We start from the raw sequence: 23,351 nt of genomic DNA on the forward strand, positions 1-23,351 counted from the left end.
TTCTCGTCATTCGCGGTTTCTTGCTTTTCTGGCTGAGTCAGGCCGATCACCAAAAAAATCTTCGGTTCCCTGTCGAAACAGCCCCTCCCCGAACGACCAGGGGGTGAAGGCGGTCAGGACGACCCCCCAAAAGGAGCCACCCATGAAATACATCTGCTTCGGGTACCTCGACGTCCAGCAGTGGGCGACCCTCTCCCAGGACAAGCAGAACGCCATGATCGACGCGTGCTTCGCCTACGACGAAGGCTTGAAGAAGGACGGCCACTGGGCCGGCGGGGAGGGGCTGCAGGGCCCGGACACCGCCGTCATGGTGCGCCTCGAGCAGGGCAAGGTGTCCGTGACAGACGGTCCCTATGCCGAGACCAAGGAGCTGCTGGGCGGCCTCCTGATCCTGGAGGCCCGGGACCTCAACCACGCCATCCACCTGATCTCGAACCACCCGGGTCTGAAGATGGGGCCCTGGGAGATCCGGCCGGCGGCGGACCTCGACCAGATGATCCGCGACAGCGAGCGCCGGCGGTCCGTGTCCAAGTAGACCGGCCAGGCTCAGGCGGGGGTCCCCAGGCTCAGCCCCGCCAGATCTCCACTTCCGGCTCCAGGGCCACGCCCCAGCGCTCCAGCACCACGGCCCGCACCCGGTCCATCAGCTCCGCGAACTCGGCGGCGGTGGCGCGGCCGTGGTTCACGAGGAAGTTGGCGTGCTCGGGGCTCACCTCGGCGTCGCCCACCCGCAGGCCCTTGAGGCCCGCCTGGTCGATGAGTCGCCCCGCGCTCTGGCCCGGCGGGTTCTTGAAGATGCAGCCGGCGTTGCGCTTCGACAGGGGCTGGCTGGTGCCGCGCCTGGCCCTGTACTCGGCCACCTGGATGCGAATGGCGGCCGGATCGCCCACCGCGAGCTGGGCTGTGGCAGAGAGCACCACGCGGCCCCCGGTGAGGAAGCTCCAGCGGTACTTGAACTCGCCGGGTTCCGGTGCCTTCTCCACCAGCTCGCCCTCGGGCGTGAGGAAGCGGTAGCGCGTGAGTACGTCCACCCACTCGCGGCCGTAGGCGCCCGCGTTCATGCGGATGGCCCCGCCCAGCGAGCCCGGGATGCCGCTCGCGAACTCCAGGCCCGACAGCCCTGCGGCCGCGGCGGCCTCCGCCAGGGCGATGTGGCCATGGCTGGCCGGCGCCGTGAGCCGCCTGCCGTCGACCTGGACCACCTTCGGCAGGGCGAGCCGCAGCACGGGCACGTCGATGTCGCCCAGCACCACGAGGTTCGACCCGCCCCCCAGCACCCGCCAGGGCAGTCCCTCCCGGGCGCAGGCCCGCACGAAGGCCTGGGCCTCAACCTCCGTCGTGGGCTCGAAGAGCCAGCGGCAGAGCCCACCCACGCCCAGTGTGGTGAGCCGGGCGAAGGGCACCTCGCGGCGGTGCGGGACCTTCAGCAGATCATCGGGGAGGGGGCGCGTCATCGATTCCAGTATGGACGAACCGGCTCAGCTCCCGGCTTCCGGCGCGGGCTGGAGGGAAGCCAGCACCATCTCCAGCAGGCCGTCGATCATGGCGCGGAGTTCGTCGGCGTCCTTGGCGGATTCCTTGAAGCCGTGGACGGCGCGGGTGAGGACGCGGGCGATCTGGCCGGGGGGAAGGGCCTTCGCAGGGGCGCTCGCGCTCAAGGGGGCGAGGATGCCCACCAGCTCGGCCTCGAAGGCCGCCACGGCCTCGTCGATGGCCCCCTTGGCGAAGGCGAGGCCCCCGTGAAGGGGTTCCCGCAGCTCGGGCGAGGCTTCGAAGAACCCGAAAGGGCGCACGGCCCATAGGTCGAAGGCGAAGCGCAGCTTCTCCAGGGGGGTGGGGCGGGCCTCCAGGCCCTGGCGGACCTCCTCCAGCGTGCGGGCGGTGAAGGCCCGGAGGACGGCCTCGAAGGCCTCCTCCTTGTTGCAGAAGACCAGGTAGAGGGCCGGTCGGGACATGCCCGCGGCGGCGGCGAGGTCACCCATGGTGGTCCGCCGGTAGCCGAAGCGGAGGAACACGGATTCGGCGGCCTCCAGGACCCGGGCCTTCTTCTCGTTTCCCATGAAAAGAGTATTGACAAAATTTGTCCAAATGTCAACACTGGCTATCTGACATTATTCGTCATAGTGTCAATTCGTCCATGGAGCGCAACATGACCCTGGAATCTTGGACCTGGGCCCAGGTGCCCGATCAGCGCGGCCGGGTGGCCGTGGTCACCGGGGCCACCTCCGGCACCGGCTTCGAGGCGGCCCGCATGCTGGCGGCCTGCGGGGCCACCGTGGTCCTGGCCTGCCGTAACCTGCCCAAGGCCAAGGCTGTGGCGCAGCGCATCCAGGCGCTGCATCCCGGGGCACGGGTGGAAGTCCAGGCCCTGAACCTGGCGTCCCTGACCTCCGTGCGGAGCACCGCCGCGGACCTCCTGGCCCGCTTCGACCGCCTGGACCTGCTGCTCAACAACGCCGGTGTGATGGTTCCGCCCTACGGCAGGACCGAGGACGGGTTCGAGCTGCAGCTCGGCACGAACCACTTCGGTCCCTTCGCGCTGACCGGCCTCCTGCTGACGCGCCTGATGGCCACGCCGGGTTCCCGGGTGGTGACCATGAGCAGCAATGCCCACCGGATGGGCCGCATCTACGCAGACGATCTGGACTTCGAGCGCGGCTACCGGGCCTGGGCCGCCTATGGCCAGTCCAAGCTGGCCAACCTCCTCTTCGCCTTCGAGCTGCAGCGCCGCCTGGAGGCGGCCGGAGCGACGACGCGTTCCCTGGCCGCGCACCCCGGCTGGGCAAGGACGGAGCTGCAGCGCCACGCGGGCTGGATCCGCTGGCTGCGAACCGTGGGCCTGGAGGCCCTCCTGAGCCAGGATGCCTTTGGTGGTGCCCAGCCGCTGCTGCGGGCCGCCACGGATCCCGAGGCAGAAGGCGGGGCGTACTACGGTCCCTCAGGTTTCCAGGAGATGAAGGGAGCCCCCGTGCCGGTGCGGTCAGACGCCCGCTCGCGGGACGAGGGTCTTCAGCGCTGGATGTGGCGCCTCTCCGAGCGCCGCACGGGGGTGGTCTATCCGATCTGACCGTTTCAGCCGCCGCCTCCGGAAGGCCGGAGCCCTGCTCGTCGCCGCGACGGTGGCGGGGGGCTTCTGGGCCGCCGGCTCCTCTCCCGATGTCTTCAGGAGTCCCCGCATGAACCAATCCCCGCAGTGGCGCGATGGGCGCTTCCGGAACCCCCAGCCCCTCTGGAACGACACCTGGGGGGCCCTCTCCGCCATGGTTCGGCGGGACCCGAACGCCAACCCACAAGCCCCGCTCCCCGTGGTCCATCCCACCGGGGCCGACCTGGTCGCAGAGGCGCCCTCGGGCCTGCGGGCCACCTGGCTGGGCCACTCCACCGTGTACCTGGAGGTGGACGGCACCCGCATTCTCACGGACCCCGTGTGGGGACTCCGGGCCTCGCCCTTCGGCTGGGCCGGGCCACGGCGCTTCTACGCGCCCCTCATCCCCCTGGAGGAGGTGCCGGTCCCGCAGGTGGTGGCCATTTCCCACGACCACTACGACCACCTGGACGAGGGCACCCTGCGCCGCCTGAAGGACTGGGACACGCACTTCGTGACGCCCCTGGGCGTGGGGGCGCGCCTGGTGCGCTGGGGCGTGCCCGCGGCCCGCATCACAGAGCTGGACTGGTGGGAATCGGTGCAGGTGGGCGGCCTGGAGGTGGTCCTCACCCCGGCCCGGCACGCCTCGGGCCGGGGCCTGCGGGACAAGGACCGGACGCTCTGGGGCGGCTTCGCCTTCCGGGGTCCCCGGCACCGGGTCTACTTCTCCGGCGACACGGGCCTGTTCCAGGGCCTGGCCGACATCGGCGAGCGCCTGGGGCCCTTCGACCTGGCGATGATCGAGGCCGGCGCCTACAACCCCGCCTGGCCCGACTGGCACCTGGGTCCCGAGCAGGCCGTGCAGACCTTCGGGATGGTGCGGGGACGGGTGCTCCTGCCCATCCACTGGGGCCTCTTCAACCTGGCGGCCCACGGCTGGACGGAGCCCGTGGAGCGGGTGCTGGCGGCAGCCGGCCCCCAGGGGATCGCCGTGGCCCTGCCGCGGCCCGGCGAAGGCTTCGAGCCCGGCGGATCCTTGCCGACCCAGCGCTGGTGGCCCGTGCTGCCCTGGAAGACGGCGGCAGAGGTGCCCGTCCGTGCCAGGCTGAATGGACAACCCATGCTTCCAGAAGGAGGCCTCCCATGAAGGTCCTGATCTTCGGCGCCACGGGCATGGTGGGGCAGGGCGTCCTGCGCGAGTGCCTGCGGGACCCCGGGGTCACGGAGGTGGTGGCCCTCGTGCGGCGGGCTTCCCTTCCCGCGCACCCCAAGCTGCGCGAAGTCGTCCACGGGGACTTCTTCGACTACCGGGCGGTGGAAGCCGACCTCGCGGGGCTGGACGCCTGCTTCTTCTGCCTGGGCGTGTCGTCGGCGGGCCTGCCGGAGGCCGAGTACCGGCGCCTGACCTTCGACCTGACCCTGGCGGCGGCGGGGACGCTGACCCGCCTCAACCCGGCCCTGACCTTCGTCTACGTGTCCGGTGCCGGGACCGACAGCACCGAGCGGGGCCGCACCATGTGGGCGCGGGTGAAGGGGGAGACCGAGAACGCCCTGCGGCATCTGCCCTTCAAGGCGGTGTATCTCTTCCGCCCCGGCCTCATCCAGCCCCTCCATGGCATCCGCTCGCGCACGGGCTGGTACCAGGCCGCCTACACCCTGATGAATCCCGCCCTCCCTCTGCTGCGGCGGCTCTTTCCCAATTCCATCCTCACCACGGAGGCGCTGGGTCGGGCCATGCTCCGCGCGGCACGGGACGGAGCGCCGAAGGCCGTGCTGGAGGCCGCGGACCTCATCGCCCTGGGGGCGCCTCCAGGGCCAGCAGGCGCGCCTTGACCTCGGGCGATCCGAAGGCGCTCCAGCCGCCGGGGCCGATTGCGGCCACCACGCGGTGGCAGGGCACGAGGATCAGGATGGGGTTCGCCTTCACGGCCTGGCCCACGGCCCGGGCCGCGCCGGGCCGGCCCGCCAGGAGGGCCACCTCGCCGTAGGTGAGGGTCTGGCCGGGGGCCGTGGCCCGCAGCACCTCGGCCACGCAGCGCTGGAAGGGCGTGAGGCCGGACAGGTCCACGGGAAGGTGGGTCAGGTCCTGCGGGCATCCTGCCAGGTGGGCCATGAGGCGCCGCACGGCCTCCAGCACCCAGGCCGGCGCCTCCCGGGCCTCCTCGCGGTCCAGCCTGTCCGTGAAGCGCAGGAGGCAGATCCCCTCCGCCGTCCAGCCCAGGCGGATCCGGCCCAGGGCCGTGGCGAAGGTGAGGGAGGAAGGCCCGGCCAGATTCGCCCGGGGCAGGAGAAAGGTCATGGCCTTCCGGGTCATTGGGTCCGAGCGGTGAGGTCTATGCGGAAGGACCCGATCTCAGGATCGTTACAGCTGAAGAACATCACGCCGTGGTAGTTGCCGACTGGAATCGAGCCATCGGCCACCTTCACAGGCGTGAACTCCACGCGAATGGTCTTGGAAGCCCCGGGTGTGAGCCTGAACGTATAAGTGCCGTCCATCTTCGTCTGGATGGACGGGTCGCCGTAGATATACGGCGTATGGAAGGTAGGCACAAGGCTGTTGACGCCCCAGGGGAAGGTTCCGTCGAGGTCGATGCCGGCAGAAAAGGCGTTCCCGTTGATGACCAGGTCCACCTCACCGGTGTTCTGGAAGAACAGGTCTTGCACCACCGCCGATCCATTCTGGCTAGCGGTTTGGAAGACAAGCGCCTCCCGGAACTCCTGGTGGTGGCGTTTCTCCTGCAGGACCAGCCAGGGCCGGGGGGCCGCCAGGTCTGCAACCCTGAGGGTGATGGTGGGATCGCCCAGGAAATGACCGGGAGAGCCGGAGTAGGTTGTGGTGTAACTCTGCATGTAGGAGCGGCCGACGCCCAGGGCCATGTCGAGCCCGCTGGCCTCCCGGGCGAAGGCGCTATCGGTGTAGAGGGTCACCGCTGGGTTGGCCCTGACCAGGAGCACACTGCTGTCAGCGCCGAAGAGAATCTGCCCCGCGAGGTAGCCTGGGGTGGTGAAATCCCCCGTCGAGCAACTAGCCAGGCTGACGACCTTGGCCCGGGTGGCCACGCTCCCGAATTCCGGTGCATCCATGGAAAGGGAATCTCCGCTTTGTCCCTGGAATAGCACCGAAAGAGGCGCCCCGTGCAGGTTGGCCTCGCAGTGTTCCTTGCCCGCGGTCAGCGCATCGAGGAATCCTTGCTTCAGGGCTGCAGCCGAGGTATTGCCCAGGAAAGTCACCTCACCATTTCCGTACAGCGTATGGTTTTGGTAGGCCTCCAGGAACTTGGTGCCATCCACGCCGCTGTCGGTGGCGGCTGAGATGAAGGCCATTCCCCTGGAATAGCGGTTCCGGTCGCCTCGCACCAGCAGGTTCCGGTCGAGGTACCGCCGGATGTCCCCGAGTTGGCTGGTGGGTGACAGCCCCTTGATCCGCGCCACGGCGATGGTGGGACAGGAGTTGACTAGGAGGTAGCTGAACGTCTGCACATCCACCACGAACCTGCCAGCGGCATCCAGGGAAGGTGTGTCGTAGGGGTAGTCTAGAGCGCGGTAATAGTGATCACTTACATTCAGATAGGTTCCGTAGGGCGAGATGTTCCGCTCGATGAGGGCCGGAATGTCACCAATCAGGAAGGCCATTCGGAGGCTGCCACCCTGCTCCTTGAGGAGGGCCCGGAGGGCGGCAGGCTCCGCTGGAGACTGGATCAGAACACTCTCGCAGCCGGTATCGGCAGCCACTGCGTTCATGAAGGATTGAATCAGGGTGGGCATATCCGCCAGAACATCCGGTGCAACCACATAGGCGATCTTCCCTGCCTGTGTGGGAATGTCTATGGCCGCGTTGAACTGGACGACACCGTCCGAGGTCACAGGGCCCGTCGTGTAGGTCAGGCCGGTCAGAGCGCCGTTGCATCCGGAAGCGGTCGCCATGACGAATCCCGCGTCGAGGCTCAGGGTGAACGTCGCGGTCTTGCCGTACTCGACGGTGGCAGCCGTGGGACTGGCATGGACCCCCGTGCCAACGTTGGCGGTGACTGTATAGAGGCAGGGCTTGGCCTTAACCGTCACCACGCCATCGGCATGGATGGGCGCCGTGGTGTAGACGTTGTCCTTCAGGGTCCCGCCGCATCCCGTGACCGAATCGATCTGGTAGCCCTGATCCGCAGCGATGTGGATGGCAAGCGTCTTGCCTGCCTCCACTTGGGAGGAGGTCGGATTGGCCTGTACCCCCGCCTCGGTTACCACGGTGATGGTGTAGAGCGTCAGAGGTTGAGGTGGAGGTGGGGTATTGGTTGAGCCGCCGCCTCCACAGGCCATCAGGACAGCCATCACGAGTGAGGTGGCGAGGCGGGCGAGGAGCTTCATGGAGACCTCAGTTGCAGATCGACACAATGACGAAGAGATAGATTTGGAAAGCCCAATTCTGGTTGGGGCCAGCATTCGGATCAACCAAAAAGGATCCACCATTCATCTATGTTTCCGCGTCGTCCCTTTCTCCACGTGCGGGCCACAGTTGCGCGCCTGCACCAAGTCCAGAGGCCCTGCTTCGTCAGTCGCAGTGCGCTCAGGCTGCCGCCGAAGCCTGAGCGGACGATGATGAAGTCCCGCTCCAGGAAGGGTTCCTGGGAGGTCCAGGGTCCCGATACGCTTGAGGTCATGCGCTGGCTCGCCATCGACCACGGCACGAAGAAGCTCGGCCTCGCCTTCTCGGACGAGCTGGAGATCCTGGCCTCGCCCTTCGAGGTCTGGCCCCAGGAGGAGGCGCGCACCCTGGATCGCCTGGCGCGGCTCTGCAAGGAGGAGGGCGTGCAGGCCCTCTGCGTGGGCCTGCCCCGGCACAAGGACGGCGCCGAGAGCGCCACGGCTCCGGCGGCCAGGGCCTTCGGCGAGGCTCTCGCGGCACGCGCGGGACTGCCCCTGCGCTTCGTGAACGAGCACCTCACCAGCGCCGAGGCCGACCGCCTGCTGCGGGAGCGGGGCGTGAGAGCCGACAAGCGGAAGCTCCTGCTGGACGCCGCCGCGGCGGCGGTCATCCTGAACGAGCTGCTGGAGGACCGGCGGGCCAAGGGGATCCCCGCCAGTCGTCTGGATTGATCCCCTGACGGGAGGGAGCCATGCGCATCGCATTCCTGGGCCTGGGTCGGATGGGTGATCCCATGGCGCGCCGGCTGGTGGGCGCCTTCGAGCTGACGGTCTTCAACCGGGACATGGCCCGGGCCCGGCCCTTCGGGGCGCTGGGGGCGCAGGTGGCGGGCTCCGTGCGGGAGGCCGTGGCGGGGGCGGAGGTCGCCATCACCATGCTCTCGGACGACGCCGCGGAAGAGGCCATCACCTTCGGTCCTGGTGGCCTGCTGGAGGTCCTTGCCCCGGAGGCCATCCACGTCTCCATGAGCACCATCGGCATCGCCACCTCCGCCCGCCTGGGGGAAGCCCACGCCGAAGCCGGGCAGGGCTTCGTGGCGGCGCCGGTCTTCGGTCGCCCGCCCGCGGCGGCCTCGGGCCAGCTCTGGATCCTGGCCGCCGGTCCCGATGACCAGGTGGCCCGGTGCCAGCCCCTGTTCCAGGCCCTGGGCCAGGGGACCTTCCCGCTGGGGGGGCGGGCCTCCACGGCCCACGCCATGAAGCTGGCGGGCAACAGTCTCCTCGTCACCGCCGTGGAGGCCCTCAGCGAGGCCTTCGCCTACGGTGAGAAGGCGGGGGTCGCGCCGGAGACCACCCTCAAGATCCTCAATACGGCCTTGCTGAAGTCCCCCTTGGCAGATGCCTACGGGGGCGCCGTGGTGCGGGGCGACTTCGAGCCCGCGGGTTTCGCCCTGCGCCTGGGGCTGAAGGACGTGAGCCTGGCCCTCCGCGCTGCCGAGGCCTACCAGGCCCCCCTGCCCATCGCCAGCCTCCTGCGGGACCGCCTCCTGTCCGCCGTGGCCAAGGGCTACGGCGAGCAGGATCTGGCCGCCCTCTCCCGCCTCAGCCGGGAGGATGCGGGGTTGGCTTGAAGGGGGGCGACTCCAGGTTGCCTCTTTTTTTGCCGACCTGGATTCATGGGAATCGAGAACTTTCTTGAGGTTGTAGCAGGTCAAACCGATGCATGATGGGTCGCGAGGAGCTGGCCTCCGGGTCGCTCCAAAGGCCGTCCTCTCCGACTCCAGGGGTCCAGGCATGGCAGGTTCCCTCCGATCTCTCCATCCAGCCTTCCGCAAGGCAGGCGCCGTCCGCGGACTCCTGGCGACGGGGACTCCGGAAGGATCCCGGCCGTGGGCCTGAAGGAGGCTCAGGGGCCGGACGACGCCTCCTCCGGCGATGCCCGGTCCGAGGAGCGGCGCGGCCGGCGGTTCGAGGACGCCATCACCAGCTTCCTGCCCCGCATCGGGCGGATGGCCAAGGTGGGGGGCTGGAGCTTCGAAGTGGATTCAGGCGAGGGTTGGTGGACAGAAGAGGTGGCCCGCATCCACGACCTCGATCCCTCGACGCCGACCTCCGCCGCCCTGGGCCTGAACTTCTACACGGCCCAGTCCCGGCCCCTGATCGAGCGGGCCATCCAGGAGGCCATCGAGAAGGGGCGTCCCTACGACCTGGAACTGGAGCTGGTGAGCGCCACAGGGGCGCGCAAGTGGGTGTGGACCCAGGGCCAGCCGGTGGTCGTGGGAGGGCGGGTGGTCCGCATCCAGGGCACCTTCCAGGACATCACCGAGCGCAAACGTACGGAACTGGCCCTCCGCGAGAGCCAGGAGCGCCTGCAGATGCTCATCGACCACGCCCCGGCGGCCCTGGCGATGTTCGACCGGGAGATGCGGTACCTCGCGGTGAGCCGGCGCTGGCTCAGCGACTTCCACCTGGGCGAGCAGGCCATCCTGGGGCGCTCCCACTACGACATCTTCCCGGAGATCCCCGAGGCCTGGCGGGAGGCCCACCGGCGGGGATTGGCGGGCGAGGTCCTGCACTCGGACGAGGACCGGTTCGTCCGGCAGGACGGGACGGTGTACTGGCGGCGCTGGGAACTCCGGCCCTGGCATGCCGCCGACGGGACCGTGGGCGGCATCGTGATCTTTTCGGAGGACATCACTGAGCGGGTGGAGGCGCTTCAGGCCCTGCGCGAGAGCGAGCAGCGCTTCCGCCTGGCCCTGCGGAATGCGCCCGTGTCGGTGGCCGTCCAGGATCGGGACCTGCGCTACGTATGGGCCTACAACCAGCGGACCGCAAGGCCCGAGGACATGGTGGGCCGACGCGACGCCGACCTGTTCCCCCCCGACCAGGCGGCCCGGCTGGATGAGCTGAAGCGGAGGGTGCTGGAGGAGGGCGCGGAGATCCATCAGCAGATGTGGCTGGACCGCCCGGGACGTCGCCTGTTCCTGGATTTCTACTGCGAGCCTGTGCGGGACGCAGAGGGACGGATCACCGGCGTGGGCACCGCGACCGTCGACCTGACGCCGGTCCGCGAGGCCGAGGAGGAGCGGCGGCGGCTCGAGGCCGAGGTCGCCCACGGGCAGAAGCTGGAGTCCCTCGGCGCCTTGGCGGGAGGCGTCTCCCACGACATGAACAACGTGCTGGCGGCCATCATGGCGGTGGCGTCCATGCTCAGGGAGAAGCGCCCGGACGATCCGGACCTGGTGAAGTCCATGGACACCCTGCTCCATGCCGCAGGCCGGGGCCGGGACCTGGTGAAGGGGCTGACCGACTTCGCCCGAAAGGACCTCCCCGAACCCCAGCCCCTGGACCTCAACGAGGTGGTCCGGAAGGAGGCCGCCCTCCTCCAGCGGACCACGCTGCAGAAGGTGGGCGTGGAGCTGGCGCTGGCCGAGGGCCTTCCCCTGGTGATGGGCGATCCCAGCGCCATCTCCAACGCCCTCATGAACCTCTGCGTCAACGCCCTGGATGCCATGCCCGAGGGGGGCCGCCTGCGCCTCGCCACCCGTTCCGGAACGGGCGGAACCGCGGAGCTCGTCGTGGAGGACTCGGGCCACGGCATGGCGCCGGAAGTGCTGGCCCGCGCCCTGGAGCCCTTCTTCACCACGAAGCCGGCGGGCAAGGGCACCGGCCTGGGCCTGGCCCTGGTCTATGGCGTGATGAAGGCCCATGGCGGTCGCGTGGACCTCCGCAGCGCGCCGGGCCAGGGCACGGAGATCACCCTCGTCTTCCCGACGTACCAGGCCGACCTTCCCTTCGAGGTGGGAATCCCCCCGGCGGACGAAGCGAGGGGTCGCCGCCTCCGCATCCTGCTGGTGGACGATGACGAGCTCGTCCGTGGCACCGTGCCGGTCATGCTCGAGGCCCTGGGGCACCAGGTGCTGGCCACGGCCGGGGGAGCCCAGGCCCTGGAGCGGCTGGAGGCGGGCTACGACCCGGATCTCGTGATCCTGGATCTCAGCATGCCGGGCATGGACGGCGAGGAGACCCTGAGGCGGCTCCGGATCCTGCGGCCTGACCTGCCGGTCCTGCTGGCCACGGGCTACCGGGACGAGCGGGGCGACCGGATCCTCGAGCAGGGCGCCCACGTGGGACTGATCCTGAAGCCCTTCACGCTCATGGACCTCAAGCTGAAGCTGGGGCAGATGGCCTGAGCCCGCCTCGGCTCACCCGAGCCGCACCGTCCGCATGCAGCGTTCCGCCAGGCCCGGGTTGTGGGTGACGAGCAGGGTGGTGGGTCGCAGCTCGGCATGGAGGTCCATCAGGAAGCCAAAGACCTCCTCGGCCGTGGCGGGATCCAGGTTGCCCGTGGGCTCGTCCAGCAGCCAGAGGGCGGGCTTGCGCACCAGGGCGCGGGCCAAGCCTGCCCGGGCGGCCTGACCGCCGGAGAGCTGGCCGGGCAGCCGCTCGCCGAGATCGCCCAGGCCCACGGTGGATAGCAGCTGTCCGATCCAGGCCTCGGCCTCGGCCGAGCCGTCGCCATCGATGAGCAGGGGCATGCGGAGGTTCTCCCGCACCGTGAACTCCGGCAGCAGGTGGGGCTGCTGGAAGGCCAGGCCCACCCGGCGGCGGCGGTAGAGGGCCCGGGCCTCGGCGCCTGCGGGCACGGGGCCGCCGCCCACGGCGATGCTGCCGCCCTCCCAGTGATCCAAGCCGGCCACGCAGTTCAGGAGTGTGGTCTTGCCCACGCCGGAGACGCCCACCACGGCGCAGAGGCTGCCGGCTTCGACGTCGAGGGAGAAGCCGTCGAAGACCGGATGGGCGTTGCCGGGGTAGGTCTTGTGCAGGTCCCGGATGGAAAGGGGTTCTCCGATCATTCGGCCCTCAGCGCGTCGACGGGGTCCAGGGCCGCGGCCTTCTTGGCGGGGTAGCGCGCGGCCAGCCAGGAGACCAGCAGGGGGAAGACGGCCACCAGCACGACATCCAGCACCTTGAGCCGGAAGGGCATGTAGGTGATGAAGTCGTAGACCGCGGCGGGCAGCTTCAGGAGCCTCCAGTGGTCAAGGATGAGGCACAGCGGCACGCTGACGCCCAGGCCCCAGGCGGTGCCAACGGCCCCGATGCGCAGGCCCTGCAGCTCGAAGAGCCGCTGGATCTGCTGCGGCGTGGCGCCCAGGGCCAGCAGCACGCCCAGGTCCCGGCGCTTCTCCGTCACCAGGAGGACCAGGGAGGCCACGATGTTGAAGGCCGCCACCAGCACGATGAGGCCGAATACGGCGGCGAATCCCCATTTCTCTAATGCCAGCGCGGCAAAAAGTGTCTTATTGGACTCCCTCAGATCGGTGGCCATGTAGCCAGGGCCCAGGGTCTCGAGCACTCGGGTTTTCACTTCATCGATGAGGTTGATGCCTTGGGCACGCACTTCGATCATCTCGGCCCGGCCATCGGACCGGGCGATCCGCATGGAGTCCGCCAGGTGGATGAAGGCCCAGGCCTTGTCGTATTCGGAGCTGTGGCTGTAGAAGGTGCCCGCAACTCGGAAGGCCGCCACCTTGGGCTGCTGGCCGCCTAGTCCAAGTTCCAAGCGAAAGAAAGCCAGGGCCACCGTGTCGCCGACTTTCAGGCTGAGGCGCTGGGCCAGCTCTTTGCCCAGAACGATCTCGCCCTCCTTCAACTGCTCTACCGGGATGGGCTTCATGGAATCGAAGATGCTTGAAGTCCCGTGGGCTGTTGCGGGATCCACGGCCTTGATGATTACGGGCTCCGGAGGCATATCGCTGTCCGTGCGCCGCAGCAGGCCCTTCTCCAACCGGATGGGTGAGACGGCCTGGACGCCGGGCACCGCACGGATGGTCCTCAAGGCCCCCTCGGTGTCAGGTATATCACCGGCCAGGTGGTACACCGTGAAGTGGGCCGTAGCGCTGTAGAGGGTGGCCTGGATCTCCTCGCGGATGCCGTTCATCAGGGCCAGGGTCACCACCATGGCGAAGACGCCCAGGGCTGTCCCGAAGCGGGTGAGGATGACCATGATCCGCACGAAGGCCCCCTTCCGGTGGGTCTTCAGGTAGCGGTCGGCGATGGTGCGTTCGAACAGGGCCATGCCACCAGGGTAGCCGGGACTTGAATCTTGCCTCCGGGCACGGCAGCTTTGGCTCATGGCCGAAACCCCGCCCCGCTGTCTGCTCATCGCCCGCCAGGGCCCCGAGGACCGGGAGGACCGCATTGAGGACCACCTGCTGGAGCTGGTGGAGCTGGCCCGCAGCTGCGGCTTCGAGGTCTGGGCCCACCGCCGCCTGAAGCGCCCCCAGATCGCCCCCCGCACCTTCTACGGCTCCGGCCAGCTCCAGGCCCTGGCGGACGAGGCCGCCCGACAGGGGGTGCGGCACCTCATCTGCGACGACGAACTGAGCGGCAGCCAGGTGAACGCCATCGAGAAGCTCACGAACCTCACCTGCCTCGACCGCACGGGACTCATCCTCAGCATCTTCGAGCAGCGGGCCCAGACCCGGGAGGCCAAGGCCCAGGTGGAGCTGGCCCGGCTGGAGTATGAGCTGCCCCGCCTCAAGGGGGCCTGGACCCACCTGGAGCGCCAGGTGGGCGGCGTGGGCGTCCGCGGGGGCCCCGGCGAGACCCAGATCGAGGTGGACCGCCGCATGATCCGCACCCGCATCAGCCAGCTCAAGCGCGAGCTCACCCACCTGGAGCAGGTGCGGGAGACCCAGCGCCAGGGCCGGCCCCAGGGCCTGCCCCGGGTGGCCCTGGTGGGCTACACCAACGCCGGCAAGACCACCCTCCTGAAGGCGCTGACGGGCGAAGGCGAGCCGCGGGACCTGCTCTTCGCCACCCTCGACACCACCACCCGCAAGGCCTGGCTGGGCCAGGATTTCGACCCCGGGACCGGGGAGGGCAGCCTGGAACCCAAGCACTGCCTGGTGGCGGACACCGTGGGCTTCATCCGCAAGCTGCCCCACCAGCTGGTGGCGGCCTTCCGCAGCACCCTGGGCGAGGTCCGCACGGCGGACGCCCTGCTGGTGGTGGCCGACGCCGCCCACCCCGACCTGGAGGATCACCTCAAGGTGGTGGGCGCCACCCTGCGGGAGATCGGCTGCGCCCCCGAAGACGGTGACGCCCAGCCCCGCCTGCTGGTGCTGAACCAGGTGGACCGCCTGCACCGGCCCCAGAAGCTGGACCTGAAGAAGCGGCACCCGGGGGCCGTCCAGGCTTGCGCCCTCCACAGCACAGGGATTCCCGAGATCCGCGCCTGGCTCCGGGAGCTGATCCCCGGGCCGCCCAAGCCCCGGGAGCTGGAGGACTGGGAGCTGCCGGATCCCGCTCCGGCGGTCTGATTCAAGGTTGCGTTCAGTTCCAAAGGAAGCCGAAAGGCCAACGCGAAGCGTGCGAAGGGGTGTCCGGGATGAGTCGAGTTCCCTTCGCGTATGTCACGTTCCTCTTTTGTGGTTGAGGTCTGCCGTTCATCAGGCGATCTCATTCTTTGAACGCAGAAGCGCCGGATCCGCACCCTGCTGGTAGAGGCGCCCTCGACAACCGGGACCGGGCCTTCCTGGCGGGAGGCTTCGTCCATGTGGCGCTGAAGGTGGCCGCCGCGAGCCGCTTCGCGGTGCCTGCCGAGGCCCTGGCCCTGCGGGAGGGCAACCCCTTGGCGGCCGTGGCGCAGGCCGATGGCCGGGTGCGCTTCCAGGCCCTCCACCCTTGGGGCATGGTGGTGCTGAATCCGCCCCTAGGCCTGAAGGATGGGGACCGCGTTCAGGCCGAGGGGGCCTGACCCTTCCGGGGGAGCATCCCCACGGTGGCCGCCAGGCCCAGGGCCAGGAGGATGCGCAGGAAGAAGAGGTTGCGGCTGAGGCTGTGGGCCTTGTTGTAGGCCACGCGGTCCGCATGCTCCGGCGCCAGCGTCTCGATGGGCGCGTCGATGCGGGCCCGGATGGCCCGGACCTTGGGCGTCACCACGAAGGTGCTGGCCAGGCACATGAGCATGGCCACCAGCCAGGCGGCGCTCCAGAGGCGGATGGGGCCGATGAGGTCCTCCTTCACCTCGGCGATCCACCGGGCGCCCCAGCTCAGCCCCGCCAGGCCGAAGACCGTCCAGGCCGCCCAGTCCAGGCGGCCGAGAATGAGGCCGGCGATGTGGCCCGCCACGTCGCGGCTGGGCAGCTCGCGGAAGAAGACCGGCGCGGAGAACACGCCGAAGCCCAGCGCGGCGCCCGCCCAGAGCAGCAGGAGGGCTGTGGTGATGCGGTCGAGGCGGTGCAGGGTGCTGGGGCTCATGGGTTCCCGGGCTGGAAGCTGAGGACTGAGGACTGGAGCCTGAGGATTCCCCTACCACTCGTTGTAGGGGATCTGGTTGGTGGGGCTCTTGTCGGCGGAGCCGCTTCGGACGCGCCACACGCCCAGGTCGGCATCAGGGTTATCGGGATCCGGGGGCTCTGTTTCGAGCTGCCAGGTGTCCCGGGACTGGGTCATGGGATCCCAGGGGATGTCCCGCAGGTAGCCCAGCTCCCGGAGAGGCGCGAGGCTCGAGGGGTACTTGCCGCGATCCGCCCGGTACTGCTCGAGGGCGTGGTTGATCTGGAACAGGTTCTCCTTGAGGACGGCCTCACGGGCCACCGTCGTCTTGTACCGGTAGCCCACCAGACCGATCGTGGCCAGGAGGGCCAGGATGGTCATGACGACCAGCAGTTCCATCAGGGTGAACCCGCGCTGGCGGGAGGGGACGAGGCGCATGGCATTACCTTAGCGCAGCCCAGGCCGGCCGGGGGGCGGTTGCGGGATTGCCCGGGCCCGGACGGCTGGATCGACGTATGCTGGGCCCGTCCGGAAGGGGGCCCCATGCCCGAAACCGCCATCACCTTCGACGACGTTCTCCTCATTCCGGCCTACAACCATCACGAATCCCGGCGGATCGTGGACATCAGCATGACCGACAAGACCGGGAGGCTCCGGCTGGAGCTGCCCGTCCTGACGGCGAACATGGACACGGTGACCGAGGAGGCCATGGCCGACTTCATCGGCGAGCGGGGCGGCATGGGCGTCCTCCACCGGTTCATGTCCGTGGAGGAGAACGTCGCCATGTTCCGGCGCTGCCGTTTCCCCACCTTCGTCTCCGTGGGCACGGCCGATGCGGAGATGGAGCGGGTGGAGGCCCTCCGGGACGCGGGGGCCCAGTACTTTTGCGTGGACGTGGCCCACGGCCATGCCAAGTACGTCGGCAAGATGGTCAAGCGGATGCGGGCGATCCTGCCGAACGAATGCATCATGGCGGGGAACGTGGCCACCTACGCGGGGGCGGACTACCTGGCCAGCGTGAAGGCCGACATCGTGAAGGTGGGCATCGGCCCGGGCAGCGTCTGCACCACGCGCATCAAGACCGGCTTCGGCGTGCCCCAGCTCACGGCCATCAAGGAGTGTTCCCGGGCGGACCGCTCCATTGTGGCCGACGGGGGCATCCGCACCCCGGGAGACGTCGTGAAGGCCCTGGCCTTCGGCGCCGACTTCGTGATGATCGGCGGCATGCTGGCCGGCACGCGGCCCACGCCGGGAGAGCCGCTCAGGGACGACGCCGGGTCGCCCACCCGCAAGGTGTACCGGGGCATGGCCAGCCAGGAGGTGGCCGACGACCACCTGGGCGGGCTCACGGGCTGGAAGACGGCCGAAGGGGTGTCCACGGAGGTCCCCTACCGCGAAGACGAGGAGGAGATCCTCGCCGACATTGTCGGCGGCCTGCGCTCGGGCCTGACCTATGCTGGCGCGAACACCATCCGTGAGCTCCAGCGCAAGCTCAACTACGTGCAGGTCTCCCCCGCCGGATGGATCGAAGGCCTGCCCCACAAGACGCTGCGTTAGAGCACGCCCCTCTTTTTCTGGTCGAGCTCGATGGTCGCGACCGCCGGATGGCGTAGCGGGCTCCGGCGGAGGCTGCGGAGCCGAGACCCGGCGAGGAGCGAATCAGGAAGGGAGGATTACAGAACGCCCCTCTTCTTCTGGTCCAATTCAATGGAGTCGTACAAGGCCTGGAAGTTGCCCTCGCCGAAGCCCATGGCGCGACCGGCCATCGGAGGCTCCGGTGGAGCCTCCGATAGGGAGCGCATGAACCAGGGTCGCATTGCGGCCCCGGTTCGAGGGGAACAGGGGCGGGGTTAGAGAACGCCCCTCTTCTTCTGATCCAGTTCAATGGAGTCGTACAGCGCCTGGAAGTTGCCCTCGCCGAAGCCCATGTTCCCCCGCCGCTGGATGATCTCGAAGAACAGCGGACCGATCTGGTCCTCGGTGAAGATCTGCAGGAGGTAGCCAGTCTCGTCGCCGTCGATCTGTACGCCCAGTTCCTGCACGGTGGCCAGATCCTCCCGCACGGTGTAGCCGTTCGCCGCGATGCGCCCCGGCAGCAGCTCGTAGTAGGTGTCGGGAACCCGCAGGAACTTGAACCCCTGGTCTCGCAGGGTGCGCAGGGTGTGGAAGATGTCGTTGGTGGAGAGGGCGATGTGCTGCACGCCCTGGCCCTTGTGGCGGTTCACGTACTCCTGGACCTGGCTCTTCTCGTCCGTGGGCTGGTTGATGGGGATGATCACCTGGTTGTTGGCGCTCTGGACCACCTTGGAGTCGAGGCCCGTGCCCAGGGCACCGCGGATGTGGAACTCGCGGGTGACGACGAAGCCGTAGACGCGCTCGTAGAAGTCCACCAGGGCATCCATCTCGGCCGGGCCCACGTTGTTGGTGAGGTGATCGACGCGCACCAGGCCGGGATCGCAGAAGGCCGGGGCCGGGTCGGGCGCGAGGCCGGGCCAGAAGGAGGCCAGGACGCCTGTCCGTTCCACCAGGAAGTTCCAGACGTCGCCCACGCCCTGGATGGCCGCGAAGCGGAGCGTGCCGTCGCCCAGGGCGTGCGTCTCGGGCTCCCGCATGACGCGGGCGCCCTGGGCGCGGGCCTGGGCCATGGCCACGTCGAGGTCGTCCACCAGGAAATTCAGCGCGCAGACGCCTTCTCCGTGGGTCTGGGCGTAGCGGCCGGCCGGATGAGAAGCCATGGCCTCGAAGATGAGGATGTCCATGCGCTGCTGGCGCAGGTGGACCATCCGGCCCCAGGCGTGGGATCCGCTGGCCACGCGGGCGAACCCCAGGCCGCGGTAGAGGGGCTCCAGGCGCTCGACGGAGCCGGTCAGCTGGAAGTGGTCGATGCGCTGCAGCCCCATGGGATTGCCGCCGGGCTTCCGGTTGGAGGGGGCGGTCAGGGCGAAGCTGGGAGCGGACATGGAAACCTCATCGGAGCAGACCGCCCAGTCTGGGCCCGAGGGGACGTGACGGGGGTCACATGAATGATGTTTACACCAATGTATTCAATATTTAAACACCATTGAGTCAATTATGAAAATCAATAAAAACGGGCCCGCAAAGCGGGCCCGTTTCCGATCTGCGCGAAGCGCGGATTGCCTCAACTCAGTGACGTCGCGATCACCTTCTCCTTGCTGAAGAACTCGAGGATGTCCCCTTCCTTCAGCTCGTCGAAGCCGTCGAGGGAGATGCCGCAGTCGAGGCCGTTCTTCACCTCGGTCACGTCCTCCTTGAAGCGCTTGAGGTTCTTGATGCCGCCCTCGAAGAGGACCTCCTCACCGCGCTTCACGCGGACCTTGTTCGCCTTCTGGACCTTGCCCTCGGTGACGAAGGAGCCGGCGATGACGGCCTTGCCAATCTTGAAGAGCTGGCGCACCTCGGCCTGGCCGTGGACGGTCTCCTTCTCGGTGGCGTCCAGCATGCCAACCATGGCCTGTTCGACTTCTTCCGTGACCTTGTAGATGATGTCGTGGAAGCGAAGGTCCACGCCCTCCTCGTGGGCGAGCTCCTCGGTCTTCTTCTCGGCCCGGGTCTGGAAGCCGATGATGGTGGCCTTGGAGGCCTCGGCGAGGAGCACGTCGTTCTCGGTGACGGTGCCAGCGGCGCTGTGGATGATGCGCACCCGAACCTTCTCGGTGCTGAGGCGCTCCAGCTGGCCCACCAGCGATTCGACCGAGCCCTGGGTGTCCGCCTTGATGATCAGGGGCAGTTCCTTGACCTGGCCGTCCTTGAGGGTGCTGAACAGGGTCTCCAGCGTGGCGCGCTGCTTCTGCTGGGCCGCCTGCTTGGCCTTCTCCTGGCGGAAGGAGACGATGGTGCGGGCCTTGCCTTCGTCCTCCACCACCTGGAAGTTGTCGCCGGCGCTGGGCACTTCCTCGAAGCCGAGGATCTGCACCGCGGTGGACGGCTCGGCCTCGGTGACGCGCTGGCCCAGGTAGTCGAACATGGCGCGGACGCGGCCCATGGTGGCGCCGGCCACGAAGATGTCGCCGGCCTTCAGAGTGCCGCGCTGCACGAGGACCGTGGCCACGGGGCCGCGGCCCCGATCCAGGCGGCCTTCGATGATGGACCCGGCGGCCGGGCAGTCGTAGACGGCCTTCAGCTCCTTGAGGTCCGCCACGAGGAGCAGCGTCTCGAGCAGGTCGTCGAGGCCCTGCTGGGTCTTGGCGCTGACGAGGACGGCCGGCACGTCGCCGCCGTAGGCCTCGGTCTGGACGCCGTACTGGAGCAGGCCCTGCTGGACCTTGTCCGGATTGGCGCCGGGCTTGTCGATCTTGTTGATGGCGACGACCAGGGGGACGTCCGCGGCCTTGGCGTGGTTGATGGACTCCACGGTCTGGGGCATGACGCCGTCGTCGGCGGCCACCACCAGGACGGCGATGTCCGTGACCTTGGCGCCCCGGGCGCGCATCTTGGTGAACGCCTCGTGACCCGGCGTGTCGAGGAAGACCACCTTGCGCTTCTCGCCGGTGTTCGGGTCCTTCACGGCCACGTGGTAGGCCCCCACGTGCTGCGTGATGCCGCCGGCTTCGCCCGCGGCCACCTTGGTCTTGCGGATGGCGTCCAGCAGCGAGGTCTTGCCGTGGTCGACGTGGCCCATGATGGTGACGACCGGGGGACGGGACAGCTTCTCGCCCGCCACCTCTCCGGACTCATCCGCGGCGATCTGCACGTCCTCCTCGAAGGAGACGATGTCGGCCAGGTAGCCGAACTCGCGGGCGATGTCCTTGGCCATCTCGGTGTCGAGGGGCTGGTTGATGGTGGCGAAGATGCCCCGATGGAGCAGCTTGGCGACCACATCCTTGGCGGGCCGATTGCACTTCTCGGCGAGTTCCTTGACCGTCACGCCCTCGGAGAGCATGACGATGCCGATCTCCTCCTCGATGTACTCGCTGGCGACCTGCTGGGCGCGGGAGCGGGGCTGGCGGAGCTTGAGGTCGAGTTCCTCCTCCTTGCTCCGGACGTAGCCGCCCTTCTTCTTCTTGCCGCCCACGTGGGCGCCGCGACCGGGGCCCTTCTGGCTGTTGGGGTCGATGGGGCCCGAGGCCGGGATGGAGGGGCCGCGACCGGGGCCGCCGGGGCGGGAGCCCATGCCGGGACGGCCGGGGCCGCCGGGACGGGGACCCATGCCAGGACGGCCGGGGCCGCCGGGACGGCTGCCGGGGCCGCCCGGACGACCGCCGGGGCCGCTGGGGCGGCTGCCGGGCGCAGGGCGCGCCTGGGGCAGCTGGATGTAGCGGGCAGGTTCCGTGGACCGGGGCGCCGGGGCCGGGGTGTCCGAGGTCTTGATGCGGCTGAAGCCCTGGTCCGGGCGCAGCTCAGTGATGGCGGGCGGAATGTAGGGACGCCGGCTGGGGGTCACGGGGGCGGGGGCGTCGTGGCGCACCTCGCCGCGGCCCGTGTTGGTGGCCATCTGGAGAACGGCCTTCTCCTTCTGGGGCATGCCGGAGCGCTGGACGTCCCTAGGCGCGGGGGCCTGGCCGGGCCGCTGGACAATGGGCCGGGCGCCCGCTTCGGGGCGGGGACCGGAGCCCTGGGCCGCGGAGGGCTGGGCCGGACGCTGGGGCGCCGGGGCGCCCGCGGGCCGGGTGGGCGGAAGCTGGATGTAGCGGGCAGGCTTCTCTTCGCGGGGGGCGGGCGCGGCGCCCGTGGACACCTTCAGGCGGGAGAAGGTCTCCTTCGGCGCCTCTGCCTGGGCCGTCTGGGCCTCGGCCGGGGCTGGCGCGGCGGCCGGAGCCGTGGCGGCCGGAGCTGCGGGCGCAGCCGGAGCGGGCACCGGAGCCGGGGCGGGCTCGGTCGGCTTCGTCTGGGGAGCGGGCGTGGCCGCGGGGGCCGCCGCCTGCGGCTCGGGGCTCGGTTCGGGCTGGGGCTCGGGCCGGGCTTCAGGCTTGGGCTCGGCCTTCTTCACCAGCACGGCGGGCGCGGCCTTGGGGGCCTCGACCGGGGGCTCGGGACGGGGGGAGACCGGAGCGGGCCCCTTCACCACCTTCACGGCGGCGGAGGGCTTGTGCAGCGCGAGGGGGGGCGCTTCGGTCTCCCCCTTGTGCTTGCCCTGGAAGGCTCGGCGCAGCTGGTCCGCCTGGTCATCGGTGAGGTTGGAGCTGTGGCTCTTCCCTTGGAGGCCCAGACGCTTCTCGCAGGCCTCGATGACCTCCTGGTTGGCGACTCCGAGCTCTTTGGCGAGTTGGTTGATACGCAGCATGTAAGGGGATTACCTCGGCCTGGGGGTGGGAAACGGGAAGGGCTGCAGGACTACAGCCTACTCCCCGAAGTACGCCTGCACGGCATCGATGAGACGGAAGGCCAGATCCTGATCCATGCCTTCCACCTGCATGAGCTGCTCGGCAGTGACAGTGTAAAGGGATTTGGCATCGGAATAGCCCGCGGCGGCCAGTCGGTCGGCGAGGGCGGCGTCCAGCCCCTCGGCCTGGATCTCGTCCAGCAGGGTGGAGGCGGGGGCGGCGGCTTCGGCGGCGGGGGCCGCCTCGGCGCCCATCTCCGGGAGGGCCAGGCCCATGGCGACTTCGGCCTCGCGGCGCTTGTCGGCCTCGCTGCGGACGTCGATGTTCCAGCCCGTGAGCTTGGCGGCCAGGCGGACGTTCTGGCCCCGCTTGCCGATGGCGACGCTGAGCTGCTCGTCGTCCACGACCACCTCGACCCGGTGGGCCTCGGGGTCCACCAGGTTCACCCGGATGGACTTGGCGGGGTTCAGGGCGTTGGCGATGAACTGGGCCGCGTCATCCGAGAAGCGCACGATGTCGATCTTCTCGTTCTTCAGCTCGCGGATGATGGCCTGCACGCGGCTGCCCTTGAGGCCCACGCAGGCGCCCACGGGATCGACATCCGGATCGAGGCTGTGGACGGCCACCTTGGCCCGGTCGCCGGCCTCGCGCACGCAGTTGCGGATGACCACGGTGCCGTCGTGGATTTCGGGCACCTCGTTCTCGAAGAGCTTGATGAGCAGCCGCGGATCCGTGCGGCTGACCTGCACCTGGGGATCCTTGGCGCTGCGGTCGACGCTCACGATGACGACCTTGATGCGCTGGCCCTTGTCGAAGCGGTCGCCGCGCAGCGCCTCGGAGCGGCGCAGCATGGCCTCGACGCGGTCGATCTCGAGGATGATGGCGCTCTTCTCGAAGCGCTTGACCTCGGCCACCACCACCTCGCCGATGCGGTCGGCGAACTCGGTGAAGATGCGCTCGCGTTCGGCCTCGCGGACCTTCTGCACCAGCACCTGCTTGGCGGCCTGGGCGGCGATGCGGCCGAGCTGGCTGGTGTCCTGGGGCAGCCAGAGGGTGTCGCCCTCGGCCGCGTCCGGGTTCAGCGTCTGGGCTTCCGCCAGGCTGATCTCCAGGTCCTCCTCCTCGACCTCGGCCACCACCTGCTTCAGGGCGTAGACGTGGAACTCGCCGGTCTCCCGGTCCATCTGGGCCTGGAAGTTGCCGTAGAAATCCTGGGCATTGAAGAACTTGTCCGCGGCCTTGGCCAGGGCCTCCTCCACCGCCGCGAAGACATCTTCCTCGTTGATGCCCTTCTCGGCGGCGATCATCTTCACGCTGTCGAAAAAGGTCGTTGCCACGTTCGCCAT

At 69.0% G+C, this 23,351-nt stretch carries 21 protein-coding genes; 10 read left to right on the forward strand and 11 right to left on the reverse strand.

The genetic code is table 11. The features are described from left to right. Positions 1 to 142: 142 nt before the first annotated feature. Positions 143 to 535, forward strand: coding sequence for a YciI family protein (locus ML539_RS00150; protein ID WP_243319479.1), 393 nt, complete (start codon positions 143 to 145; stop codon positions 533 to 535). Between the two features lie 31 nt (positions 536 to 566). On the opposite strand, the gene murB is transcribed toward ML539_RS00150, so the two are convergent. After that, entirely contained in the window at positions 567 to 1,454 is an 888-nt protein-coding gene (gene murB, locus ML539_RS00155; RefSeq protein WP_243319481.1) for a UDP-N-acetylmuramate dehydrogenase, read from the reverse strand. 24 nt (positions 1,455 to 1,478) lie between these two features. Further along, positions 1,479 to 2,060 (reverse strand): TetR/AcrR family transcriptional regulator, encoded by a 582-nt coding sequence (locus tag ML539_RS00160; RefSeq protein WP_243319483.1) that lies wholly within the window; start codon positions 2,058 to 2,060, stop codon positions 1,479 to 1,481. 89 nt (positions 2,061 to 2,149) lie between these two features. On the opposite strand from ML539_RS00160, the gene ML539_RS00165 reads away from it, so the two are divergent. The 3 genes from ML539_RS00165 to ML539_RS00175 all read left to right on the forward strand — a co-directional run bounded on the left by ML539_RS00165 (position 2,150) and on the right by ML539_RS00175 (position 4,918). Next, positions 2,150 to 3,067 carry an oxidoreductase gene (locus ML539_RS00165; RefSeq protein ID WP_243319485.1) on the forward strand — a complete coding sequence of 306 codons (918 nt, stop codon included), beginning with the start codon at positions 2,150 to 2,152 and terminating at the stop codon, positions 3,065 to 3,067. Between the two features lie 109 nt (positions 3,068 to 3,176). Then, the gene (locus ML539_RS00170; protein ID WP_243319488.1) at positions 3,177 to 4,232 is read left to right on the forward strand and encodes an MBL fold metallo-hydrolase; all 1,056 of its coding nucleotides are present in this window, start codon (positions 3,177 to 3,179) and stop codon (positions 4,230 to 4,232) included. Further along, the gene (locus ML539_RS00175; RefSeq protein WP_243319489.1) at positions 4,229 to 4,918 is read left to right on the forward strand and encodes an NAD(P)H-binding protein; all 690 of its coding nucleotides are present in this window, start codon (positions 4,229 to 4,231) and stop codon (positions 4,916 to 4,918) included. The genes ML539_RS00170 and ML539_RS00175 overlap by 4 nt, the downstream gene beginning before the upstream one ends. Here the strand turns inward: ML539_RS00175 and ML539_RS00180 are convergent. Then, the gene (locus ML539_RS00180; RefSeq protein WP_243319491.1) at positions 4,875 to 5,384 is read right to left on the reverse strand and encodes a methylated-DNA--[protein]-cysteine S-methyltransferase; all 510 of its coding nucleotides are present in this window, start codon (positions 5,382 to 5,384) and stop codon (positions 4,875 to 4,877) included. The two genes, ML539_RS00175 and ML539_RS00180, sit on opposite strands and share 44 nt — an antisense overlap. Before the next feature lie 11 nt (positions 5,385 to 5,395). Then, positions 5,396 to 7,444, reverse strand: coding sequence for a hypothetical protein (locus ML539_RS00185; RefSeq protein ID WP_243319493.1), 2,049 nt, complete (start codon positions 7,442 to 7,444; stop codon positions 5,396 to 5,398). Between the two features lie 291 nt (positions 7,445 to 7,735). Here ML539_RS00185 and ruvX point away from each other — a divergent pair, with 291 nt between their 5' ends. The 3 genes from ruvX to ML539_RS00200 all read left to right on the forward strand — a co-directional run bounded on the left by ruvX (position 7,736) and on the right by ML539_RS00200 (position 11,634). Continuing rightward, positions 7,736 to 8,173, forward strand: coding sequence for a Holliday junction resolvase RuvX (gene ruvX / locus ML539_RS00190; protein WP_243319495.1), 438 nt, complete (start codon positions 7,736 to 7,738; stop codon positions 8,171 to 8,173). A 20-nt stretch (positions 8,174 to 8,193) separates the two neighbouring features. Then, on the forward strand, positions 8,194 to 9,072 hold the full coding sequence (locus tag ML539_RS00195; RefSeq protein ID WP_243319498.1) for an NAD(P)-dependent oxidoreductase: 879 nt from the start codon (positions 8,194 to 8,196) through the stop codon (positions 9,070 to 9,072). Positions 9,073 to 9,330: 258 nt separating this feature from the next. Next, positions 9,331 to 11,634, forward strand: coding sequence for a PAS domain-containing sensor histidine kinase (locus ML539_RS00200; protein ID WP_243319500.1), 2,304 nt, complete (start codon positions 9,331 to 9,333; stop codon positions 11,632 to 11,634). Positions 11,635 to 11,646: 12 nt separating this feature from the next. Here ML539_RS00200 and ML539_RS00205 read toward each other — a convergent pair whose 3' ends face one another. Together ML539_RS00205 and ML539_RS00210 are read right to left on the reverse strand one after the other, a co-directional pair. Continuing rightward, positions 11,647 to 12,297: an ATP-binding cassette domain-containing protein gene (locus tag ML539_RS00205; RefSeq protein ID WP_243319502.1), complete on the reverse strand. Its 651-nt coding sequence runs from the start codon at positions 12,295 to 12,297 to the stop codon at positions 11,647 to 11,649. Then, positions 12,294 to 13,520 (reverse strand): ABC transporter permease, encoded by a 1,227-nt coding sequence (locus ML539_RS00210; protein WP_243319504.1) that lies wholly within the window; start codon positions 13,518 to 13,520, stop codon positions 12,294 to 12,296. The genes ML539_RS00205 and ML539_RS00210 overlap by 4 nt, the downstream gene beginning before the upstream one ends. A gap of 55 nt (positions 13,521 to 13,575) precedes the next feature. Here ML539_RS00210 and hflX point away from each other — a divergent pair, with 55 nt between their 5' ends. Further along, a complete protein-coding gene (hflX, locus tag ML539_RS00215; protein WP_243319505.1) occupies positions 13,576 to 14,766 on the forward strand; it encodes a GTPase HflX in 1,191 nt (396 codons plus the stop codon). 146 nt (positions 14,767 to 14,912) lie between these two features. Beyond that, on the forward strand, positions 14,913 to 15,203 hold the full coding sequence (locus tag ML539_RS00220) for a hypothetical protein (protein WP_243319507.1): 291 nt from the start codon (positions 14,913 to 14,915) through the stop codon (positions 15,201 to 15,203). Here the strand turns inward: ML539_RS00220 and ML539_RS00225 are convergent. After that, on the reverse strand, positions 15,185 to 15,706 hold the full coding sequence (locus ML539_RS00225) for a DUF4149 domain-containing protein (RefSeq protein ID WP_243319509.1): 522 nt from the start codon (positions 15,704 to 15,706) through the stop codon (positions 15,185 to 15,187). The two genes, ML539_RS00220 and ML539_RS00225, sit on opposite strands and share 19 nt — an antisense overlap. 51 nt (positions 15,707 to 15,757) lie before the next feature. After that, on the reverse strand, positions 15,758 to 16,162 hold the full coding sequence (locus tag ML539_RS00230) for a prepilin-type N-terminal cleavage/methylation domain-containing protein (RefSeq protein WP_243286864.1): 405 nt from the start codon (positions 16,160 to 16,162) through the stop codon (positions 15,758 to 15,760). Positions 16,163 to 16,267: 105 nt separating this feature from the next. On the opposite strand from ML539_RS00230, the gene ML539_RS00235 reads away from it, so the two are divergent. Next, complete coding sequence (locus ML539_RS00235; protein ID WP_243319511.1) at positions 16,268 to 17,281, forward strand: guanosine monophosphate reductase; 1,014 nt, start codon at positions 16,268 to 16,270, stop codon at positions 17,279 to 17,281. 293 nt (positions 17,282 to 17,574) lie between these two features. On the opposite strand, the gene hppD is transcribed toward ML539_RS00235, so the two are convergent. From hppD to nusA, 3 genes are all read right to left on the reverse strand, one after another. After that, the gene (gene hppD / locus ML539_RS00240) at positions 17,575 to 18,684 is read right to left on the reverse strand and encodes a 4-hydroxyphenylpyruvate dioxygenase (RefSeq protein ID WP_243319513.1); all 1,110 of its coding nucleotides are present in this window, start codon (positions 18,682 to 18,684) and stop codon (positions 17,575 to 17,577) included. A gap of 179 nt (positions 18,685 to 18,863) precedes the next feature. Then, a complete protein-coding gene (gene infB, locus ML539_RS00245; protein WP_243319515.1) occupies positions 18,864 to 21,965 on the reverse strand; it encodes a translation initiation factor IF-2 in 3,102 nt (1,033 codons plus the stop codon). A 57-nt stretch (positions 21,966 to 22,022) separates the two neighbouring features. Beyond that, positions 22,023 to 23,351, reverse strand: a complete 1,329-nt coding sequence (nusA, locus tag ML539_RS00250; RefSeq protein WP_243319517.1) for a transcription termination factor NusA — start codon at positions 23,349 to 23,351, stop codon at positions 22,023 to 22,025.

The organism is Geothrix sp. SG200 (genome assembly GCF_022808935.1).
Taxonomy (GTDB): Bacteria; Acidobacteriota; Holophagae; order Holophagales; family Holophagaceae; genus Geothrix; species Geothrix alkalitolerans.

What these genes read in the sequence shown, in the direction of transcription:
- ML539_RS00180 (WP_243319491.1), bottom strand. Translation starts at nt 5,384, where the DNA reads ATGACCTTTCTCCTGCCCCGGGCGAATCTGGCCGGGCCTTCCTCCCTC.
- infB (WP_243319515.1), bottom strand. Translation starts at nt 21,965, where the DNA reads ATGCTGCGTATCAACCAACTCGCCAAAGAGCTCGGAGTCGCCAACCAG.
- ML539_RS00235 (WP_243319511.1), top strand. Translation starts at nt 16,268, where the DNA reads ATGCCCGAAACCGCCATCACCTTCGACGACGTTCTCCTCATTCCGGCC.
- ruvX (WP_243319495.1), top strand. Translation starts at nt 7,736, where the DNA reads ATGCGCTGGCTCGCCATCGACCACGGCACGAAGAAGCTCGGCCTCGCC.
- ML539_RS00150 (WP_243319479.1), top strand. Translation starts at nt 143, where the DNA reads ATGAAATACATCTGCTTCGGGTACCTCGACGTCCAGCAGTGGGCGACC.
- ML539_RS00230 (WP_243286864.1), bottom strand. Translation starts at nt 16,162, where the DNA reads ATGCGCCTCGTCCCCTCCCGCCAGCGCGGGTTCACCCTGATGGAACTG.
- hppD (WP_243319513.1), bottom strand. Translation starts at nt 18,684, where the DNA reads ATGTCCGCTCCCAGCTTCGCCCTGACCGCCCCCTCCAACCGGAAGCCC.
- ML539_RS00170 (WP_243319488.1), top strand. Translation starts at nt 3,177, where the DNA reads ATGAACCAATCCCCGCAGTGGCGCGATGGGCGCTTCCGGAACCCCCAG.
- ML539_RS00160 (WP_243319483.1), bottom strand. Translation starts at nt 2,060, where the DNA reads ATGGGAAACGAGAAGAAGGCCCGGGTCCTGGAGGCCGCCGAATCCGTG.
- ML539_RS00175 (WP_243319489.1), top strand. Translation starts at nt 4,229, where the DNA reads ATGAAGGTCCTGATCTTCGGCGCCACGGGCATGGTGGGGCAGGGCGTC.
- ML539_RS00185 (WP_243319493.1), bottom strand. Translation starts at nt 7,444, where the DNA reads ATGAAGCTCCTCGCCCGCCTCGCCACCTCACTCGTGATGGCTGTCCTG.
- nusA (WP_243319517.1), bottom strand. Translation starts at nt 23,351, where the DNA reads ATGGCGAACGTGGCAACGACCTTTTTCGACAGCGTGAAGATGATCGCC.
- ML539_RS00195 (WP_243319498.1), top strand. Translation starts at nt 8,194, where the DNA reads ATGCGCATCGCATTCCTGGGCCTGGGTCGGATGGGTGATCCCATGGCG.
- murB (WP_243319481.1), bottom strand. Translation starts at nt 1,454, where the DNA reads ATGACGCGCCCCCTCCCCGATGATCTGCTGAAGGTCCCGCACCGCCGC.
- ML539_RS00210 (WP_243319504.1), bottom strand. Translation starts at nt 13,520, where the DNA reads ATGGCCCTGTTCGAACGCACCATCGCCGACCGCTACCTGAAGACCCAC.
- hflX (WP_243319505.1), top strand. Translation starts at nt 13,576, where the DNA reads ATGGCCGAAACCCCGCCCCGCTGTCTGCTCATCGCCCGCCAGGGCCCC.
- ML539_RS00225 (WP_243319509.1), bottom strand. Translation starts at nt 15,706, where the DNA reads ATGAGCCCCAGCACCCTGCACCGCCTCGACCGCATCACCACAGCCCTC.
- ML539_RS00165 (WP_243319485.1), top strand. Translation starts at nt 2,150, where the DNA reads ATGACCCTGGAATCTTGGACCTGGGCCCAGGTGCCCGATCAGCGCGGC.
- ML539_RS00205 (WP_243319502.1), bottom strand. Translation starts at nt 12,297, where the DNA reads ATGATCGGAGAACCCCTTTCCATCCGGGACCTGCACAAGACCTACCCC.